The sequence below is a fragment of the Pedobacter steynii genome (genome assembly GCF_900103665.1).
Taxonomy (GTDB): Bacteria; Bacteroidota; Bacteroidia; order Sphingobacteriales; family Sphingobacteriaceae; genus Pedobacter; species Pedobacter steynii.
This window is the reverse complement of sequence record NZ_FNGY01000003.1, coordinates 678,245-699,594: the sequence shown is the minus strand read 5'-3', so window position 1 is coordinate 699,594 and position 21,350 is coordinate 678,245. Positions and strand designations below refer to the sequence as shown.

Here is a 21,350-nt window from a genome sequence, read left to right as displayed (position 1 = left end):
GACATACACTAAAGATAGCTATATCAGCTATTGAAATAATTTACACCATTGGTTGAGGTTGAAATGCCCCCTTTGCTCTTGCTTGATCGCAATGGTAAAAGGCATGATTTAACCTACACCCCATCATTGATCTCAACAAAAACTTAAAACCAGATATATGAGAGAAAAACTACGCCATTCATTTAGAAATTTGGGATTGGGGCTACTCTGTTTTACAGTGGCAGCTCAACAGGTTGCACATGCCCAATCCCAGGATAGTACTTTCAATAAGAAAGCACTGAATGATTCTGCAAGGAAGGCAGTCAAAAGTTCTTATTCTTTTCAACAACCTGATAGTAAAATTCCGGTCTTGTTCGGTACACAACGTAAAGAACAGGTATTACAATCTCAATCCCTGCTAAGTGGAAATGAATTACTCAGCTTTCCTGTTGCACAGATTGAAGCTTCGTTATATGGTAAATTTCCCGGTTTGTACCTGGTACAATCTTCGGCTAAACCGGGCGAAGATGCACCATCAGCTGCGCTTAGAGGACGTGTTCCTCTGGTATTGGTAGATGGAGTGCCCAGAAATCTGAATAGCATCAATCCGGAGCAGATTGCTTCGGTATCTGTATTGAAAGATGCTCTGGCGACTTCAATATACGGAATGAGAGGCGGAAACGGCGTCGTATTGATTGAAACCAAAAGGGGAGGAATTGCACCAAGAAGGATATCTTTTACCGCCCAGACCGCGATTCAAAAACAATTAAATATCCCGTCCTTTCTGAATGCCGGAGATTATTCTAGTCTGTTTAATGAGGCATTGGCCAACGATGGAAAACAGCCGGTTTATTCTGCAGATGATATCGCAAAATATAGAAACGGATCTGATCCGGTAAGACATCCGGACGTAGACTGGTACAATACGATAATGAAAGAGAAAGCAGCGCTGCAAAGGTATAACCTGAATTTCTCAGGTGGAAACGAGGTTGCGCGTTATTTTGTGGACCTGGATTACCTGAGCCAGGATGGTTTCTTTGTTTCAGATCCAAATAGAAACAGCTATGAAACAAATAATTCCTTTAAACGCTATGGTTTCAGAACCAATATTGATGCAGATCTGACCAAAAAACTATTGCTGTCACTGAATGTTTTCGGGAGGATCAGAAATGGAAATGAACCAGGCGGGGTAGATGGTTTGTTACTCGGTATGACGGGTACTGACCTCATATATACCAGTTTGTTCCGCACTCCAAACAACGCCTATCCGGTATTAAACCCCGACGGCTCTTTTGGGGGTAACCAGCAGTTTACTAATAACCTGTACGGAATGGTAATCGGATCTGGTTACAGACCTGGTTACAATAGAAATCTTGGGGTAGACCTGAGTTTAAAACAAGACCTGGATATCCTGTTAAAAGGTTTATACATTAAAGGTAAAGGATCATTCAATACCTATTATTCGGAGCTGATCAACAGAAGCAAGTCATTTGCGGTATATGATTATATGCCCAATCCGACAGGCACTCCAATTATTAATAAGTATGGTACGGATGGCTCTCAGAATAACGGCTCCATCCTGGAAGCAACCAACAGACAGATTTATACGGAACTATTTCTTGGCTATGACCATGTGTTTGGAAATCACGAATGGAACGCTTCCCTGAACTATAATAAAGATAGCTTTACCAATAGAACGGACCTGAATCTGGATAATTCTGCCCTTGCAGCAAGGCTACAGTATAACTACAGCAAGAAGTACTTTGTAGAATTGGTATCCTCTTATATGGGATTGAACCGCTATCCAACAAACAAGCAATGGGGATTCTTTCCGGCAGCCGGCTTGGGTTGGGACATCTCAAAAGAAGATTTTCTGAAGTCCTTCAAAGCGTTAAATACCCTTAAACTCCGTGCTACTTATGGGAAAAGTGCAGACAATAGCGGCGCAGGAAACTTTGTATACCGTCAGTCTTATGGCGGTTCAGCTGCCGTTTTTTTCGGAAATCCGGCAACGAGCAATGGCTCGATGATCGAGGGTACCCTGGCTAATCCCAATATTACCTGGGAAAGTGTTAACAAGCTAAATGCCGGACTGGATATCGCAGCTCTGGATAACAAACTGCAATTCTCAGCAGAGTACTACCGCAATTCCTACTCCGACCTTTTACAGCAGCGTGGAACAAATGCAAGTGGCATCCTGGGCAATACAAGACCCAACGAAAATATTGGTAAGAGAACCTATAGTGGGGTTGAACTGATGGCCGGTTACTATGGTAAAACCGGTGATATGAACTGGTTTGTGAATGCCAACGCTTCTATTAGCAAGAGTAAGTTAGATTTTATAGACGAAGTGACCCAGCCTTACAGCTGGATGAGAAGGACAGGGTTACCTGTAGGACAAGCATTCGGAATGGTGGCCGATGGTTTATTTAAAAACCAGGCTGAGATTGACAATAGCGCGAAGGTGGATGGTTATAAAGCTGTTCCCGGCGACATACGCTACAAAGACCTCAACGGCGATGGTGTGATCAATGTTTTTGATGAACAGGCAATTGGCAGCACAAAACCAATGGTTTTCTATGGCCTGACAGCTGGTTTTAATTATAAAGGCTTTGAATTTTCTATGGTATGGAACGGTGTAACCAACAGAAATGTGATGGTCAATGGTCCCGGTACTTATGAATTCCAGTCGATCGGAGTGGGTGGTTACGGACAGGCATTTGCGCATCATCTTGACAGATGGACCCCGGAAACTGCCGCTACAGCCAGCTATCCCCGTTTAACGGTAGGTACGAACATTAATAACCAGCGAAACTCCAGCTTCTGGCTAAAGAACGGCAGTTACCTTCGCCTGAAAAATGTAGAATTCGCTTATTCTCTGCCACAAAGCTGGATCAGCCATATTAAGCTGGACAGGGCAAGGATTTTTATCAACGGAACAAATCTTCTTACGATCACGCCGCTGGAAAGAGTAGATCCTGAAGTCGTAGCCTGGGATTATCCCAATCAACGCGTGTTCAATGTTGGAATTAACCTACAGTTTTAAACCTGAAAATTAAAGTAATGAAGAGCGTAAAAAATATAATCACAGGATTAAGTCTGATGGTCATCCTGGCTTCCTGTTCTAAATCAGTAGAGACTGAACCTCTGGAAAGAATCAGCGAGGACCTGGTCTTCGATAACATAGATAAAAATGCCGACTATGCCAAGCAGTTTCTGAATGGCACTTATTTACAGCTGCCAGACGGTTATAACCGTATCGTTGGTGCTTTTTTAGAAGCTGGAACTGACGATGCCGTATCCTCACAGGATGGCAGCATTGTCGAAGGCTTCAGAACAGGCCTGGTTTCCGGGCAAAATGTACCTGATAATACCTGGTCAAGAAATTATACCGGCATCCGTAGGGCGAACATGTTTTTAAGCAAAATCGATGTGGTACCCACTACCCCGGAGTTAAAAATACAGTGGAAAGCTGAAGCCCGTTTTCTTCGTGCCTATTTCTACTTTGAATTGGTAAAACGCTGGGGCGGAGTGCCTCTGATCGGAGATAAAATATTCGGTTTAAATGACAATGTTAACCTGAGTAGAAATACATCCGATGAGTGTTACAATTATATCCTTTCGGAGATCGAGGCAGTAAAAGACCTGTTGCTTCCGGCTGTAGTGGCTGATCAGAATATAGGAAGAGCGAATAAAGGGGCTGCCCTGGCTCTGAAATCGAGAGTTCTGCTATACCGTGCGAGCCCTTTGTTGAATCCCAATGGTGATATGCAACGTTGGAATGATGCTGCAAATGCAGCTAAAGATGTAATGCTGCTTGGCAATTATACCTTGGGAAGCGATTTTATCGCCTTATTCAATTCCGTGAAAAATTCGGAAATCATCTTTATGAAAGAACAGGCGCAGAGTAAAGAAGTAGAAGTCCAGAACGGTCCGATCGGATATTTTGAAGGGCAGGGTGTAACGAGTCCTTCTCAGAATCTGGTGAATGCTTTTCCAATGAAAAACGGAAAAATGCCTTCGGAAAGTGGTTCTACATATGACCCGGCAAATCCTTACAGCAACAGAGATCCGAGATTTGCAGCCACGATATTTTACAATACTTCAAAATGGCTAAACAGACCGCTGGAAACATTTGATGGGGGGTTGGACAGACCTGGGGGAAGCCGGACCCAAACCAAAACAGGGTATTACCTGAGGAAATTTATGGGCAAGTTTGAAAGTTCAGGAGTTTATAGCAATCAGAATCACCATGTGATCCTGTTTCGCTATGCGGAAATACTGCTCAATTATGCAGAAGCTGTAAATGAAGTAAACGGACCGGTTAAAGAGGTGATGGACGCAATAACCGCGATCAGAAAAAGGGCTGGAATAACTGCCGGAGCAGACAGCAGGTATGGAATTAATCTACTGATCACAAAGGATCAGATGCGCGAGCTCATCAGGAACGAACGCCGGATTGAGATGGCTTTCGAAGAGCAGAGGTTCTGGGACATCAGAAGATGGAAAACTGCCGAACAGGTACTGAATGGTCCGGTAAAAGGAATGCGCATTGTTAAAAATCCTGACGCAACTTTTAGTTATACCATTCTGGATATCGCACCCTCGACTTTCGATGCTTCAAAGAATTACCTTTTCCCGATTCCTTATGCGGAGATCCAGACCAATCCAAACATGACTCAAAATCCAGGATATACTTATTAATTCCCCTAAACAAACATAGAAATAATGAGAAAAATAATTCTTTTATGCTTTATGCTGTGCCTGGGCACGATGGCATTCGCTCAACAAATTGCATTGAGCGGCAAGGTGACCGATAAAGACGGTCAGCCTATTCCACAGGTAACGATCAGAGAAACCGCAAATCCCAAAAATGGAACATTCAGCAATCACAACGGTGCTTTCAGTCTCAACATAAACAGCAATAAGATATCCGTTAGTATGATGGGCTTTGAATCGCAGGTGATTACCATAGGAAATAATCACAAGATTACCATCAAAATGATCGACAATAGTGCTGACATGGATGAAGTCGTAGTGGTTGGTTACGCAAAACAAAAGAAAATCACCAATACCGGAGCTATATCTTCCATTACCGGGAAAGAGTTGCGCCAGAGCCCGGCGGCAAGTATTCAAAACTCACTGGCCGGAAGGTTACCTGGTTTGTTTCAGCAGCAAACCAGCGGACAACCAGGCAAGGATGCTGCAAACATCTATATCCGTGGGATCAGTTCTTATACCACAAATCCAAATCGCCCACTGGTGATTGTGGATGATGTAGAGTTTCAATATGATCAGCTCAACCAGATAGATCCGAATGAAGTCGAAAGTATTTCCATTCTTAAGGACGCTTCTACCACAGCGATATATGGGATAAAGGGGGCAAATGGTGTAATTGTAATCACTACACGAAGGGGGAAAGAAGGCCCCGCAGTCATTACCTTCCGTACAGAAGCGGGTTTACAGATGCCTACTATCTTAAGAAAGTCACTGGGTTCTTATGAAAGTTTGCTATTGTTGAAAGAACAGGCGATCAACGCTAAACAAGATCCTAATGTGGCTTTTCCAGGATTGGTAAGCGACGAGGCTTTAGAACATTTCCGTCTGGGAGATGATCCATTCCGATATCCAAATGTAAATTGGTATGATGAAGTAATGAAGAAAAGTGCAGTCCAGCTGCGCAATAATATCGATATCAATGGTGGAACAAAGAGTCTGCGTTACTTTATTTCCGCAGGATCGATCTATCAGAACGGGATCCTGAAAGACGTAGACCGAAAAGAAGATTTTGACAACAACTACTATTTAAAAAGATACAACATCCGCTCAAATATCGATCTGGACGTTAATAAAAACCTAAGCCTAAAATTAGACTTATCTACCCGGTTCAGTGAAATCAATGAGCCTAATTTACCAGATCCTATGGCAGGAGGCGCATTACCTTTTTGGCGTCGCATCTCTAGCGGATTGCTTGGCCCATGGGTATATCCGGTGCGCAATGCTGATGGAAGTTATGGCGGTAAAAAAGCCGGTTCACTCAATCCTGTTGGAGCATTGGAATACGGTGGATATAAAAGAAGCTATAGCAACGACCTTAATATCAACCTGAGTGCAGATCAAAAGCTGGGTTTTATCACGGAAGGACTATCCATAAAAGGGGTGATTGCCTATACAAATAAATCGCAGTTTAGAAGAGAAATGACCCGGGGACGTTTTCCGGTATACAGTATAATTCCGGAAACAGGGGTATTGGATCCTGTATATCCGGAATTGTTGAGAATCGAGCCATTGGTACGTGGTAGTGGTGACTATGATGCGCCTTTCAGACGTTTAAACCTACAGGCTATCCTGAATTATGGAAGGCAGTTTGGAGACCATAATGTCTATGGATTGGTGCTGTCCAACCGTACCAGCGATATTGATGGTGCCAGGGCCCCTGGTAATTTTCAGGGTTATGCAGGTAGGGTAGGATACAATTTTAAATCCCGCTACCTGATCGAATTTAATGCTGGCTACAATGGTTCCGATCGTTTTAAGGCTAAGAACCGTTTTGGCTTATTTCCTGCAGTATCCGCCGGATGGAACATCAGTGAAGAACCTTTCTTTAAGAAAAATATCCGCGTCATCAATTACCTGAAATTCAGAGGTTCTTATGGCACTGTAGGAAGTGATGAAATCATCGCAAACCGTTATCTGTATGAAGAAGTGTATAATGTCGCAAACAATGGTTATTATTTCGGAGAGACGCCTACCGGTCAGCCCAGAGTAACTCCAGGAACTCTTGGAAATGATGATGTCCGCTGGGAAAAGGAACATAAAATGAATATTGGTCTGGACATGAAGTTGTTTGACAGCAAGCTGGAAGTGACCGCCGATTATTTTGATAACCTGCGTTACGACATTCTTAGTGCAAGGGAAACCGTTCCGCTTTATTCAGGTCTGGATTTGCCCCCAGTGAATAAGGGGAGAGTGAGCAATAAGGGGTTCGAACTGGAACTGAACCACCGCAATCAGATTAACGATCATTTTCAATACTTCATCAGAGCCAATGCTTCTTTTGCAAGGAATAAAATCCTGTTTCGTGATGAACCAGATGGAGTGGCTGCAAACCTGAAAAAAACAGGGCGTCCGGTGGGTCAGTTATTCGGTTATATTTCTGAAGGTTTTTATTATGATGAGGCAGACATCGCCAATAGTCCTAAAGTATTGGGGAAAACCTTATTGCCCGGCGACTTAAAATACAAAGATGTGAATGGAGATGGAGTCATTGATGGCAATGATGTTGCCCCAATTGGAAATCCGGAGATTCCTGAAATTACTTATGGTTTTTCTGCTGGTTTCAGCTATCGCGATTTTGACTTCTCTTTCCTGCTTCAGGGAGCAGGCAGAAGCAGTGTCAGCTCTAATACTTTATTGCAAATCGGAAATGTGAATGGTATACCATCGGCAATTCACCTGAAACGCTGGACGCCAGAAACCAGGGATGTTGCGGAATATCCCCGATTGGGAGGGGTGAGTTTTGACGCATCGACCTTCTGGTTAAGGCCAGCCGACTATATCCGTCTTAAAAACGTAGAATTAGGTTATCACCTGCCAAAATCTTTATCTAAGCGACTCAGATTGATGGATGTGAGGTTTTATGCCAATGGCTTAAACCTATTTACACTTAATAAGTTGAAAATTTATGACGTAGATCCGGAAGTGAAAAGAGGTACGACACAAGCCTATGAGAATTACCCACAGATGAAGATTGTCAATTTTGGAGTTCAGGTAACATTTTAATGCAAAATCATGAAGAAGTTAATTAAATATATGATGGTCACTGTTGGTCTTGGACTGGCAATATGGACCACTGGTTGTAAAAAAGCATCGGATAAAAGTTTCCTTGACCCTACAGATATCGGGCAGATGAACGAAAAAACTGTGTTTGCCGATAGTGCCCTAAGTATTCAGTTTTTAAATTCTGTATATGGAGATTTGAATAAAACCTATTTCATGCAGAATGGAACTACCGGGGCTGGAATATGGGCTTTTTCTGATGCAACAGATGATGGAGAGGCACGCTGGAGCAGCGGCTTCTCACAGGGATATAACACGGCAAATGTGGCGAAGGCTTCCGATAATGACTTTAGCCGTGCCACCTGGAGAGACACTTATCTGTTAATCAGAAGGGTGAATGTCTTTTTGGATAACCTGCCACGTGCACCGCTTTCGGAAGTCAAAAAAACAAGACTTAAAGCGGAATCGAGGTTTCTGAGGGCATTTGCCTATTATCACTTGTTGCGAACTTTTGGTGGGGTTCCATTGCTGGGCGATAAAAAGTATGGGCTGTTGGATGATTTTTTGGTCCCGAGAAATACTTTTACCCAGACCATGGACTACATAGAGAGCGAGCTGAATGCAGTAGTACCAATATTGCCGCTGCAACATTTACCGGAAGACTTTGGTCGTCCGACCAGAGGAGCTGTCCTTGCCATAAAGGCAAAGTTGTTATTGATGGCGGCGAGCCCGCTATATAATGAGTCCAATCCAAATTCAGGCCCGATTAAATCTATTCTCGGATATGACAGTTTCGATGCCAATCGCTGGAAAAAAGCAGCTGACGCGGCCAAAGCAGTAATGGATATGGGACTGTATAGTCTGGTAGAGGATAATACTACAGCTCCGGGATACGGATACTATGATATGGGCATTCAGCGTATGAATTCGGAATATATTTTCCAGATTATGATGCCTCCTGGACGTTTTTATGAAACATATATGTTGCCGGCTTCAAGAGGCGGACAAAATTATGGAAACCCGACACAACAGTTGGTGGACGATTATCCTATGAAAAATGGTAAACTCATTTCTGAATCCGGGTCAGGATATGTTGAAACCAATCCATATGCCAATCGCGACCCGAGGTTCTATTATACTGTTCTATATAACCAGGCACTCTGGCTCGACAGAACAAGTTTAACTAAAAAACCGGTAGACCTATATGCGCTTGCCCCAGGGGACGGAATGAGTACAGCACCCTATAATACGGTTACAGGGTATCTTTGGAGAAGATTCTGTAATGAGAATGCCGGTGGAAACTATGGAGTAACGAGTCAGATTGGACTGGTGGTTTCCAGATATGCGGATATCTTGTTGGGATACGCAGAAGCAACAAATGAATTTCAGGGAGCAGGTCCGGAAGTCTATCAGGCAGTGGAAGCTGTGCGTAAGCGCGCAGGCCTGGTACCCTATGCTTTGAGTACCGGACTGAGCAAAGAACAGATGCGGGAAGTCATCCGTCATGAAAGACGTATTGAATTTGCCAACGAAGAAGGTCATCGCTTTTTTGACATCTTAAGGTGGAAGATCGCAGAGAATCTGATCAATGGCCCGATGGGAGGAATGAGATGGACAAAAACCGGGAGTGCTTTTACCGGAACAAGGATCACTTTTGAGACTAGAAAGTTCAATAGCCCTCAGATGTATTATCAGCCAATTCCACTTCAGGAAGTGAACAAGAATAGCCAGTTACTTCAGAATCCAGGTTGGTAAAAATGAGGATAATCCCACAGTTTTGAATTCGTATCAACCTACCGGCAGACAAAGTTGCCTCAGCGGAGGATTCAATGACACTGTATCATCAGTGAAGGTTAGTTATAATAATTAGGTTAAGTTGGGTTTTCCTTCGTCTGTTGTTTGGTCGCAACAACGAAGGGATTCTTTTTTACCTCCTTCAGAAATGCAACCAATTCATAAATCTATAAATCCTAAAAATTAATCAATGAAAAAAAAACTCTTAATGTTATGTATGACATGTGCGGCAATGCTGCTCTTGTCTTTTGTGAACAAAGTTCATGCACAAATTCAAATCAAGGAATATCAGATCACGAGTACTGATAATAAGGTATTCAATTTAGTTGTTCGCCTTACCGCCAATCAGGGCATACAATCTATTCTCGTGACCGATCCTGGGAATACTTTTTTCGAATGGATAGAACCACTTGATTTTACAATGGGTGGTTATGAAGAAGGCGCTTTCGAAGGAGATGGGAAGTTTAGGATCTATGATAATGGGATTCAACAATATCAGATTTTAATTACCTTGATGATTGATGGAGATGGTTCAGGAGCAGATGGGAAAGGGAACATCACGATTTACCCACTATAAAAAATACATAAATATGGAAACCCGAAACACAATACTGGATAAAGGCAATGTATGGCATGGACTTAGAAAAAGAGGATTGTTTTTTTTATTGATTTTGGGTTTCCATATCACCTATGCACAGAAAGAAATATCAAGGAACTGGCTGACTTCGGAGTTTAAAAAGGGAGTAGACTTTAATGAGATCGACGAATGGAGAACAGCGCAACAAAGGGCTACTTTTCAAAAAATAAATGCACTCCCTGAAAATTTGAAATCGACCTTTATCCAACAGGCAGAAAAAGCGAATGCTTATCAATGGCCTTCCTTACCTGCCAGTCTTTACCTGGATTATAAACATACAGGAACGAGGACAAACTATGAGCAATTGCAATCTGAAAGGCGAAGGAAATTATCCAACCTGGTCATCGGGGAGCTGATCGAAAGAAAAGGACGCTTTATTCCTCAGCTAGTCAATGGCCTTTGGCTGGTATTGGAGGAAAGTACCTGGGTAGCCCCGGCACATATTGTGGTGCAAAAGGAAGGGGCAGATCTTCCTAATCCTGAGGAGGGGTATATTGACCTCAATGCCGGGCGTACCGCAGTAACGGTAGCTATGATTTATCATTTGCTGGCTCCGGAGCTGGGGGCTTATTCGAAAGTGATCAATAAAAGGATCTTGTCTGAACTGGACAAAAGAATTTTTCAGCCTTATATGAAATACAATCATTTCTGGTGGATGGGATTCAAAGGAAACGCGGTTAATAACTGGAACGCATGGGTAAATACCAATTGTATGCATACGGCTTTACTGACGATGCAAAGTCCGGATTCCCTGAACAGATTCACAGAGAAAATTATGCGCAGTACCGATAATTTTCTAAATCAGTATCCCCTGGATGGAGGCTGTGATGAAGGCCCGAGTTATTGGGGAGAAGCGGGAGGAAAACTGATCAGATTGTTAACCTTGTTAAATAGTGCCACTAAGGGGCAGCTCAACTGGGAGGATAAACCATTGATTCATGAGATGGGCAATTATATTTATAAGATGCACATCGCCGATGATTACATGGTGAATTTTGCCGATGCTACGGCACGTTCTACCCCGGATTTTGAAAGCATTTATCAATTTGGAACGCTGTTTAATGATTCGGTTTTAAAGCAATTTGCTGCTTTTCAGTTTAAACAGGAACATCAGGAACTTCCATCCGGAGATGTAACGGATTTTGTGCAGTCGGTAGCCATTTATGCTGACTTATTGAAAATCCCTGCAACCGCAGCTTATCCGAAAGTTTCCTTACTTCCACAATTGCAGGTCCTGACGATGAGGTCAGAAGCCGGAAGCAGCAAGGGGATGTTTGTGGCGATAAAAGGAGGTAACAATGCCGAAAGTCATAACCACAACGATATTGGTAATTTTATCATATGCATGGATGGAAAACCCGCAATTATTGATGTGGGGGTGGGGACCTATACCAGCAAGACCTTTAGTAAACAACGTTATGAGCTCTGGAACCTGCAGTCTCAATGGCACAACTGCCCGGTCATCAATGGCATTCCACAGTCGGACGGAAAAAAATATGCGGCTAAGGATTTTACCTATTCGCATGAACGGGATCATGAAAGCCTGGATTTAGATCTGGCTGCGGCTTATCCTGAAACTGCGGAAGTTAAACAATGGAAACGTAAGCTGGACTTCTATCCGGCTAAAGAAAGTTTAACCTTAACAGAATCTTATCAGCTGAAGAAATTTCAGCAAGCTTCGGTTTTAAATTTTATTACCGCAGTAGCGGTACAACAAAGCCAGGGAGAATTGACTTTCGGCAACACCGGCCTGGCCCTGAAATACGACCCTTCGAAATTTGAGCTAAAGATCACAGAGAAATTGCTCGAAGATCAGCGGCTTAAAAATAGCTGGGGCGAGAAAGTATATCGGGTGGAACTCCGGTTAAAAAGTAAATCATTAAAGGATCAGGTTGTCCTTAAATTCTATAAAAAATAATATTAGCCAATACAACCCACAAAGAAACGATGAAACCATCACGATCTTACAAATCACACAACGATTGTACGGCAAGATCATGATAGCTTCATAACCGCTAAAGAACAAATATATACTGATGAAAAGATTGATGATTGCAGCATTTGGACTTTCAGTTCTGATGAATTTACAGCCGCTCTCTGCACAGCAGAGCAGCACAAAAGAAAAGATAGCCTTACTGCATGGCGCACATAGAGTAGGAAAAAGAACGGATGCAACAATGGAGAAATGGCGGGGCTATGGCCTTGGTCAGTTTATCCATTGGGGCTTGTATGCGATCCCTGGGGGAGCCTGGAACGGAAAACAATACAATGGTGCCGCAGAATGGATCAGGTCCTGGGATGGAATTCCTAAATCTACTTATGATTCCCTGAACTATAGTTTTAACCCAACTGCATTTGATGCTAAAGCATGGGCAAAGACAGCCAAACAAATGGGGGCAAGATATGTGACTTTTACCACCAAACACCATGATGGCTTTTGTCTATGGCCAAGTAAATACACGAAATATACCGTAAAGAATTCCCCTTATAAAAAAGACATCGTAAAGGCGGTAGTGGATGCTTATGATCAGGAAGGAATCGATGTGATCCTGTATTTTTCTGTGATGGACTGGAACCATCCGGATTGGCGTTATGACATCAAAACTAAAGAAGACAGCATCGCTTTTGAGCGCTTTAAAAAATTCACCCGCAACCAGCTGATCGAATTGCTGACCAATTATCCTACGGTTAAAGGCTTGTGGTTTGATGGCACCTGGGATAAATCCTGGGTGAAACAAGCGGCTTTTGCGGATGAACTGGAAACGGAAATGCGTCGGCTTCGTCCGGGTCTCATTATTGGCAGCAGGTTCAGGGCAGACGAGAATGGAAAACGTCATTTTGATTCCAATGGTGTATTGATGGGCGACTACGAACAGGGATGGGAGCGGAAAATACCATCTAAAATCGAAGATGTTCATGGCAACGATTGGGATTGTGTGATGACGGTTCCTGAAAATCAATGGGGATATAACGCGGCCTGGAACGGACACCTAAAAACCGGAACTGAGCTGATAGAAATGACGGCCAGATGCGTTTCATTGGGTGGTAATTTTGTGCTCAACTTCGGTCCTAAAGGAGATGGGGCTATCCGCCAGGAAGAAATCAAACTGGCAGAAGAGATTGGTGATTGGATGAAAGTTAATCAGGAGGCGATCTACAATTGCGAATATGCAGGCTTCGATAAACAGGATTGGGGTTATTTTACCAGGAAAACCGGTACAGATAAGGTCTATATGGTGGTGTTTAATGTACCGCTATCTGGCGCTTTGAGAATTAAGACGCCCTCAAAAACGGCCATAAAAAAAGCATATATGCTGGCGGATGCAGAGGAAAGTTTTGTTCCGGAAGAGATCAGTGCGGATGAGTATTTCCTGCACCTGAAAAAAAGTACAAATTCAAAACCATTCGTGATCGTTCTGGAAACCCTAAAAGCGACGCAGGACAATGGTACTAAATACGAGAAAGCTAAAATTTAAAACGAGATACAGATATGATGATAAAATGCGGAAGATCTCTGTTGGTACTGGCGGCATCCATGATGCTTTTTCATACCACAGCCAGGTCACAGACGAAGGTGAAAGCGGCGGCAAGACAAGTCATTGCCATAAATAACGACTGGCAGTTTAAAAAAGATGCAAACCGGAGAGATGCCGCCCTGGCAGATTTGAAATGGAAAAATATCAATATTCCTCATACCTGGAACGACAAGGATATCCAGTCTGGAAATGGCTTTTATGCCGGAGATGCTACTTATAGAAAAGAACTGCAGGTCGATACCAATTGGAAAGGAAAGCGGGTATTTATCCGTTTTGAAGGGGTAGGCTCGGAATCCCGCCTGTATGTAAACGAACGGTTCATCGGAGAACATAAAGGATCTTATTCTGCTTTTGCCTTTGACATTTCCTACGCATTGAAATATGGACAGAAAAATAAAATTGAAGTCCGGGTAAACAACCAGGAACGGGAAGATATTATTCCAATTAATAACCGTCTTTTCCCAATCTATGGTGGGATCTATCGCCCGGTTTCATTGATTGTAACAAATAAAGTAAACATTGCAGTAACCGATTTCGCATCTCCCGGGATCTACATTAGTCAGAAAAATATCTCCGCTAAATCGGCAGATATTCAACTGAAAGTGAAGATGGAGAATAAATCAGAGAAGGCTGCTGCATTAAGTTTGTCTGCAAAAATTTATGATGCTGCCGGCAAATTAGTGAAGGAAGAAAATAGCCCGGTCAACGTATCTACACAGGGAGAACAAATTTTTACCCAAAATCTGAACCTGACAAATCCACATTTGTGGAATGGAATTAAAGATCCTTACCTCTATAAGCTGGTGGCCAGGGTTCTGGATGGAAATCAGGTTCTGGATGAGGTGAGTCAGCCTTTAGGGCTTCGTAAATTTGAAATGAAACCTGGTAAAGGTTTTTTTCTGAACGATGAGCCTTACCGTTTGCTTGGTGTATGTCGCCATCAGGATAAACAGGATGAGGGCAATGCCTTGTCAAACGAACAGCATGTGGCAGATTTAAAGGACATCCGGGAAATGGGCGCTACGTCCATCCGCTTTGCGCATTATCAGCAATCAGAATATCTTTATTCAAAATGCGATAGCATGGGCTTTGTGATCTGGGCGGAAATCCCTTTTGTCAATGCCGTTTCAGGTAAAGAAGCTGCAAATGCGCAGCATCAGCTTAGAGAACTGATCCGTCAGAATTACAACCATCCCTCGATTTATGTATGGGGATTGCACAATGAAGTGTACGGAAAAACACCAGACGATTATACCGCAGTATTAACCAGGGATCTGGATGATATTGCAAAAACTGAAGATCCGGACCGCTACACCGTGAGTGTAAGTGGTTATGGAGAAATGGACCGCCCTACAAATCTGAATGCGGATATTCAGGGAATGAACCGCTATTATGGCTGGTATGAAGGACATATAGGTGATCTGGAACAATGGGTGTCAGGATTAGAGAAAAAATACCCGGACAACAGATTGGTACTATCAGAATATGGAGTAGAAGCAAATATTGATCAGCAGGAAGAGCTGAGCAGAGATACAGGCAATCCATCAGGGCAGTTCTGGCCGGAAGCTTATCAGCAGAAGTTTCATGAAATTCAATGGGGAATCATTGAGAAACATCCATATATCGCAGCTTCCTATGTCTGGAATATGTTCGACTTCGCTGTGCCTCCGGCAAATGGGGGTGGGGTACCGGCAAGAAATATGAAAGGACTGATCACCTATGATAGAAAAGTGAAGAAAGATGCCTTTTATTGGTACAAAGCGAATTGGAATCCGGAGCCTATGGTATACATCGCAGGCAGAAGGAACAATAAAAGAGTGAATGCCTTGACTACAGTAACGGTTTACTCAAATACAGGAACACCGGAACTGATGGTAAATGGTAAAAAAGTAACTGGCGTTAAAAAAGGAACTACCGCCGCTCATTATGTCTTTGAAAAGGTTAAACTTAAAAAAGGAAAGAATAGCATTGAAGCAATGGCAGGTAAAAAAGAAATCATGGACCGCGTGGAGTGGAACTTGAAATAATAGAGGCAAAAGACTAGATTGAATAAGGTCTTACAAGACCTTATTCAATCTAAGTAACTTACTTCCCTTTGAGCGCAGAAAAACGTTCTCCAATAAGGCTGAGCTGAGCTTCCGTAAGTTTGGATGTTTTCCTCAATACCTTTTGAAAAGCAGCAATTTCTTCTGTCGACCCTGGATAGCCTATATTTTGCCCAGGCGTAGTTAAAGGCGCCCCATCTGGTCTGATCTGAGAATCTGCTAAAACTTTACCATCCTGATCAAGAACCAGCCAGAAAGGAATCCCTTGCTGATCACCACCGTTCTCTTTCAGGTAGTCCATTGCTCCAGGATTTTCCAATGCTTTATTCTTATCGTTCTCCAACACAGTCAGGTGACAAGTCACATAGTTATCGTTAAATAGTTTTTTGCAACTGGCATCATTCATTGCCGTATCCAGTTTATGACACCAGCCACACCAGGAAGCATGGAAGATGACAAATACTTTTTTCTTTTCTTTAGCTGCTTGTTTAGTGGCTGCTTTAAGGATCACATCAGCCGATTTTGCTGGTTCCTGTGCATAGCTTGTGGCGAAAAAAAGCAGCGCACAAACCGTAAGTAATACTTGTTTAATTTTCATGGGGGATCTTTTTTAAGCTAATTTAATTAAATTTTTATAGCTAATGATTAGATTTTGATACAGATTACCGGCAGCTGAAAAAACTTTAAATCCTTTTGATTGTTCTACTCCCACATTAACCATTTAGTTATGCCGGAATTACCAGATTTAGAAGTCTTCAGTGCAAATCTTGATGAGCGTTTCGCAGGAAAAAAGCTAAACACTGTACAAGTACCCAACGATAAAAAATTAAACGTTTCCAGTGATGAACTAAGAGATACCCTCTCAGGGCAGAAACTCAAATCGGTAAGCCGTTCGGGTAAGGAATTATATTTCAACTTTGAAAAAGGAGATGTACTCGCCCTGCACCTGATGCTGCGCGGGCAACTTCATTTCTTTGAAGAAAGTCATGAAATTAAATCTCCCGTTATTGAACTTTTTTTTGAAGGTGGAACAGGATTGGTGATGTCTGATTTTCAAAAGATCGCGACGCCAACTTTAAACCCTCCGGTTGCTGAAGCACCTGATGCACTGGATAAAAGTGTGAACGCAGATTTCTTTAACAAAGAATTCAAAGGAAAGAAGGCTGCAATAAAAGCCATTCTCCTGGATCAGAACAAGATCAGGGGAATCGGAAATGCATATGCCGATGAGATTTTATGGAAAGCCGGGATTTCTCCCTTTTCCATTGTGGGAAAGATTCCTGCAGCAAAACTGAAAGATTTACACCAGGCCATAGTAGCAGTCTTAAATGATGCGATCGTACAGATTAGAAAAGCACATCCCGGAAGTATTACAGGAGAGTTTAGGGATTTTCTGAAAGTACATACGCAGAAACAGCCCAAAAGCCCTACAGGAGGGGAGATTATCATTAAAAAAGCAGGCGCAAGAAAGACTTATTATACGGCAGAACAGGAATTTTTTAGTTAATCCGGGCAATTAAAAATTACAGGCAGCGTTTTTGCTGGATGAAGATCGCCATGAAAAAATTACTAATCCTTCCACTGTTCCTACTGGTTTGCTTGCTTTCGAACTGCAAAAAATCTAATTCTTCCACTGAGGAGACAGATCAATCCAACCCGCAGAAAGATCATATAGGTACAAACCTTAACAATGCACTGATGTTACAGGCGGTGAATGCCATCAGGGCAACAGGATGCGATTGTAGCGGGGAGAAGATGCCTGCAGTTCCGGCACTGACCTGGAATGACCAGCTTGCGCTTGCGGCAAAACTACATACAGAGGATATGGTAAAGAACAATTTCTTTGACCATGTCAACAAAGAAGGAAAATCGCCCGGCGACCGCTTAAAAGCGGCGGGTTATATGTACAGGTTCTATGCGGAAAATATAGCCATCATCAATACAGATGAAAAAGGTGTCGTCGCTTACTGGCTCACCAGTCAGGGGCACTGCAAGAATATCATGGACAGCAGAGCAAAGGAAATCGGTGTTGCCCGGGCAAATAACTCCTGGACGATGGATCTGGCTGCAAAATTATAAAATCAACAATTTTCTGGTATATAGGGAAACCTATCCATTGATCTTTTTAAGATGAAATGGATAGGTTTCTTTATATATGGATAATATTCGGTTGTTTATAAATACTAAATATATGTCTTCTGTTTAATTTTTGTCAATCATTTTTATTGACATTATTTTGTGTATTTAATTATTTTACAGTTAGTTGTGTCATTTTTGGTTAAAACTCCGCTGGTGAAAAATATTTTAAAAGTTTAGGATTACTTAACATTGTTTTTACAAATACTATTCTATATTTGCATTAATACTAAACATAAGTCTAGCCAAATTAAACTTTTAAACATATGAAATTTTTCTGCACAGCAAAAAGAGCATGCCTGCTGACGATGTTAGTTTGGCTGTTAGCGCTAAGCGCGACTTACGCACAAAGTACGGTTACCGGAACGGTTACCGACGAGAACAATCAACCGATGCCTGGAGTATCCATCAAGGTCAAGGGGAGTAACAATGGTGGTACTACCAACACCAATGGGAAATTTAGTTTAGCTGTACCAGCCAATGCAACGCTGGTATTTAGTTTTATTGGTTATCGGCCAAAAGAAATTGTAGTGGGTACCCAAACCCAGATCGAGCTGAAACTCGAACCTGATCAGGCCAATTTAAATGAGGTGGTAGTCACCGCCCTGGGAATTAAGAAAGAGAAAAAACGATTGGGCTATGCGGTTCAGGAAGTGAAAGGAGATGCGCTACAGAAAGCAATTTCCCCAAATGTGGTGGAATCCCTGACAGGGAAAGTCGCCGGCCTTACCGTAACCAATAGCAGTGATTTCTTTTCTGATCCTAAATTGTATTTAAGAGGTAAGAAACCTTTAATTGTAATTGATGGTGTACCAAGCACGACCACAGATATGTGGAACATCAGTTCTGATGATATCGAAAATATTTCCGTTTTAAAAGGAGCCGCAGCTTCTGCTTTATATGGTTCCTTAGGATTGAATGGTGCGGTACAGATCAGTCTTAAAAGCAGCAGCAACGCTGCTAAAGGAACAACCATGTCCTTCAATTCTTCCACTACCTTTCAGGGGGGATTCATCAGAATCCCTAAGGCACAAACACAATATGGTCCTGGTGATGCAGGTGAATATGCTTTTGGAACAGGAGGCCCGGGAGGCGGAGGAATAAATGATTTCGATTATTCGGTATGGGGGCCTAAGTTTGATGGCCGCTTATTGCCTCAATATGATTCTCCTATCGATGCCTCAACAGGAAAACGAATTCCTACACCATGGCTTTCCAGAGGAGCAGATAACCTGGGGAACTTCATGGAAACCGGACTGGTTACCTCCAACAACTTCTCGGTGCAAAGCAGGGGGGAAAGCGGTGGCGTCACACTTTCTGATACCTATAAATATTCAAAGGCATCAGTACCCGGTGCCAAACTAAACATCAATACTTTCCGCTTAAATGGTAATTTAAACTTATCAGACAAGCTGTCTGTAGACGGATCATTACAACATACTTATGAGTATGCAAGTAACCTGCCAAGAAATAATTATGGACCACATTCGCCTATTTATAACCTGAGCATTTGGGGCGGAGCCCATTTTGACATCAGAGATTTTAAAGATTACTGGGCTCCTGGTAAAGAGGGGATTAAACAACGCTTCGTGGAAAACTGGAGGTACAATAATCCATATATGCTGGCCAATGAGTGGAAAAGACCTTATACCAAAAACGATGTCCTGGGTTTCCTGAAATTGAATTATAAAATCAGTGATAAGTTCGATGCCCATGTCAGGACGAGCTTAAATACCTATTCATTAACCAAGGATGAGGAGATCTCTATGGATATCTATGATTACGACATCTCTGATCGTGGTGGCAGATACCGACACAATGAATTTGGGATGCTGGAGTCAAATACGGACTTCCTGATTAAATACCATGATAACTTTTTCAATGATAATTTTAATGTCAATGCTACCCTGGGCGGAAATCAGCTGTATAAAAGCAATAGAGAAGCACATGCTGCAACCACTAAACTGATTGTTCCGGGGATTTTTAAACTGGACAACTCCACAGATAAAGTTTTGCCAACAAGCTATAAGGATGAAAAAGGAATTTACAGTGCGTATTCCTCTATTGATTTGGCTTATAAAAACCGGATCTTCCTCGGGATGACCGGAAGGGTGGATAAATCGTCTACCTTACCTGCTAAAAATTCAACCTTCTTTTACCCTTCCGTGTCTTTAAGTGCAGTGGTTAGTGATATGCTTCATTTGCCGAAGGCGATTAATTTCTTGAAACTGAGGGCTGCTTATGCGAAAGTAGGTAGTGACAAGATTGGAGATGATGGCGATGATTACGACGTGTATAACGCCGTGAATTCCTATACTACCGGTAGCCGCAACAGAAACTTGCCTATTGCTGCTTACCCAAGCATCATAGACAACCCAAACCTGAAACCAGAATTCAATACCACTTATGAATATGGAGTAGAAGCAAGGTTCCTGAACGACAGATTAGGATTTGACTTCTCTTATTATAGTAATAATTATGGTCCTCAGATCTTTACGCAAATCTTTTCCCAAACCTCTGGTTATACCGGAATCAGGTTGAATGGAAGGACGACACAAAGAAGAGGTTTTGATTTCTCTTTCAATGCCACTCCAGTTAAAACAGATCATTTCTCCTGGCTGGCGCTGATCAATGTGGATGGAGGGAAAGATTACCTGAAATCATTGCCGGCACTTGCCGATGGAAGCCCCCAGTTAAAAGAAGGCAGAACGCCTGTTGGCGGCCGACTGGATAATTACTGGTATTCAGACTGGGAAAAATCTCCGGACGGACAGCTGGTTATGAATGCGGATGGATTACCAAGAATTACTGATTATGATGTGAATATAGGGAATCAAAAAACAAGCTTCTCTGTGAGCATGAACAATACATTCAGCTATAAAAATATCTCTCTTTCCTTTTTAGTGGATGGCAGATTTGGTGGGATTACCTACGATAGATTTGAACGGGACCTTTGGAGATCAGGTTCTCATCCGGATGCCGTTGCACCAGAAAGAGAACTTTCAAACATTGCTTATGCAAATGGTACTGATCCTAGAACAATGCTCATTCCCGGATTGAAAATTGTAAGCGGAGAAGCGAAGTATGATCCGGATGGAAATATGCTTTCAGACACGAGGGTATTTGCGCCCAATGATTATAAAGTAGACTATCAGACCTGGGCAAAACAATACATGGCTGCATGGCAAAACAATGTGATTGATAAAACTTTTATCAAGCTAAGAGAAGTCGTGCTGACCTATAATGTACCAACCGCATTCCTGAAGAATAAATTCCTTAAGGGGGCCTCTCTATCCTTCGTCGGCCGCAATTTGTATTACTGGACTAAAGATAAAACATTTGGCGACCTTGATACTTACAGCATGAGTACAGGCGATACAGATCTGCAACAGCCTGCGCAAAGAACATACGGGTTCAATATCAATCTTAAATTTTAGAAACATT

The 21,350-nt window shown here is 42.4% G+C and carries 12 protein-coding genes; 11 read left to right on the top strand and 1 reads right to left on the bottom strand.

Features of this window, described 5'->3' with window-relative positions; translation table 11 throughout:
* Window positions 1–157 precede the first annotated feature (157 nt).
* From BLQ87_RS11125 to BLQ87_RS11090, 8 genes are all read left to right on the top strand, one after another.
* The gene (locus tag BLQ87_RS11125) at window positions 158–3,025 is read left to right on the top strand and encodes a SusC/RagA family TonB-linked outer membrane protein (RefSeq protein WP_074606452.1); all 2,868 of its coding nucleotides are present in this window, start codon (window positions 158–160) and stop codon (window positions 3,023–3,025) included.
* A 17-nt stretch (window positions 3,026–3,042) separates the two neighbouring features.
* A complete protein-coding gene (locus tag BLQ87_RS11120; protein ID WP_074606450.1) occupies window positions 3,043–4,683 on the top strand; it encodes a RagB/SusD family nutrient uptake outer membrane protein in 1,641 nt (546 codons plus the stop codon).
* A gap of 24 nt (window positions 4,684–4,707) precedes the next feature.
* Entirely contained in the window at window positions 4,708–7,761 is a 3,054-nt protein-coding gene (locus BLQ87_RS11115; protein ID WP_074606448.1) for a SusC/RagA family TonB-linked outer membrane protein, read from the top strand.
* Between the two features lie 9 nt (window positions 7,762–7,770).
* A complete protein-coding gene (locus tag BLQ87_RS11110; protein WP_083361805.1) occupies window positions 7,771–9,513 on the top strand; it encodes a RagB/SusD family nutrient uptake outer membrane protein in 1,743 nt (580 codons plus the stop codon).
* A 229-nt stretch (window positions 9,514–9,742) separates the two neighbouring features.
* Window positions 9,743–10,129 carry a hypothetical protein gene (locus BLQ87_RS11105; RefSeq protein ID WP_074606446.1) on the top strand — a complete coding sequence of 129 codons (387 nt, stop codon included), beginning with the start codon at window positions 9,743–9,745 and terminating at the stop codon, window positions 10,127–10,129.
* Between the two features lie 13 nt (window positions 10,130–10,142).
* Window positions 10,143–12,107, top strand: coding sequence for a heparinase II/III domain-containing protein (locus tag BLQ87_RS11100; protein ID WP_074606444.1), 1,965 nt, complete (start codon window positions 10,143–10,145; stop codon window positions 12,105–12,107).
* A 118-nt stretch (window positions 12,108–12,225) separates the two neighbouring features.
* On the top strand, window positions 12,226–13,665 hold the full coding sequence (locus BLQ87_RS11095) for an alpha-L-fucosidase (RefSeq protein WP_074606442.1): 1,440 nt from the start codon (window positions 12,226–12,228) through the stop codon (window positions 13,663–13,665).
* Between the two features lie 14 nt (window positions 13,666–13,679).
* Window positions 13,680–15,752, top strand: a complete 2,073-nt coding sequence (locus BLQ87_RS11090) for a glycoside hydrolase family 2 protein (RefSeq protein ID WP_216857747.1) — start codon at window positions 13,680–13,682, stop codon at window positions 15,750–15,752.
* A 58-nt stretch (window positions 15,753–15,810) separates the two neighbouring features.
* On the opposite strand, the gene BLQ87_RS11085 is transcribed toward BLQ87_RS11090, so the two are convergent.
* Window positions 15,811–16,368 (bottom strand): thioredoxin family protein, encoded by a 558-nt coding sequence (locus BLQ87_RS11085; protein WP_074606439.1) that lies wholly within the window; start codon window positions 16,366–16,368, stop codon window positions 15,811–15,813.
* A gap of 129 nt (window positions 16,369–16,497) precedes the next feature.
* Between BLQ87_RS11085 and BLQ87_RS11080 the strand changes: the two genes are divergently transcribed.
* From BLQ87_RS11080 to BLQ87_RS11070, 3 genes are all read left to right on the top strand, one after another.
* Window positions 16,498–17,277, top strand: coding sequence for an Fpg/Nei family DNA glycosylase (locus tag BLQ87_RS11080; RefSeq protein ID WP_074606437.1), 780 nt, complete (start codon window positions 16,498–16,500; stop codon window positions 17,275–17,277).
* Between the two features lie 50 nt (window positions 17,278–17,327).
* Window positions 17,328–17,849, top strand: a complete 522-nt coding sequence (locus BLQ87_RS11075) for a CAP domain-containing protein (protein WP_074606960.1) — start codon at window positions 17,328–17,330, stop codon at window positions 17,847–17,849.
* Between the two features lie 323 nt (window positions 17,850–18,172).
* The gene (locus BLQ87_RS11070; RefSeq protein WP_083361802.1) at window positions 18,173–21,343 is read left to right on the top strand and encodes a SusC/RagA family TonB-linked outer membrane protein; all 3,171 of its coding nucleotides are present in this window, start codon (window positions 18,173–18,175) and stop codon (window positions 21,341–21,343) included.
* Window positions 21,344–21,350 lie beyond the last annotated feature (7 nt).

Coding starts and splice junctions, on each gene's coding strand:
- BLQ87_RS11070 (WP_083361802.1), top strand. CDS start 18,173: ATGAAATTTTTCTGCACAGCAAAAAGAGCATGCCTGCTGACGATGTTA.
- BLQ87_RS11085 (WP_074606439.1), bottom strand. CDS start 16,368: ATGAAAATTAAACAAGTATTACTTACGGTTTGTGCGCTGCTTTTTTTC.
- BLQ87_RS11120 (WP_074606450.1), top strand. CDS start 3,043: ATGAAGAGCGTAAAAAATATAATCACAGGATTAAGTCTGATGGTCATC.
- BLQ87_RS11100 (WP_074606444.1), top strand. CDS start 10,143: ATGGAAACCCGAAACACAATACTGGATAAAGGCAATGTATGGCATGGA.
- BLQ87_RS11115 (WP_074606448.1), top strand. CDS start 4,708: ATGAGAAAAATAATTCTTTTATGCTTTATGCTGTGCCTGGGCACGATG.
- BLQ87_RS11080 (WP_074606437.1), top strand. CDS start 16,498: ATGCCGGAATTACCAGATTTAGAAGTCTTCAGTGCAAATCTTGATGAG.
- BLQ87_RS11105 (WP_074606446.1), top strand. CDS start 9,743: ATGAAAAAAAAACTCTTAATGTTATGTATGACATGTGCGGCAATGCTG.
- BLQ87_RS11095 (WP_074606442.1), top strand. CDS start 12,226: ATGAAAAGATTGATGATTGCAGCATTTGGACTTTCAGTTCTGATGAAT.
- BLQ87_RS11075 (WP_074606960.1), top strand. CDS start 17,328: ATGAAAAAATTACTAATCCTTCCACTGTTCCTACTGGTTTGCTTGCTT.
- BLQ87_RS11110 (WP_083361805.1), top strand. CDS start 7,771: ATGAAGAAGTTAATTAAATATATGATGGTCACTGTTGGTCTTGGACTG.
- BLQ87_RS11090 (WP_216857747.1), top strand. CDS start 13,680: ATGATGATAAAATGCGGAAGATCTCTGTTGGTACTGGCGGCATCCATG.
- BLQ87_RS11125 (WP_074606452.1), top strand. CDS start 158: ATGAGAGAAAAACTACGCCATTCATTTAGAAATTTGGGATTGGGGCTA.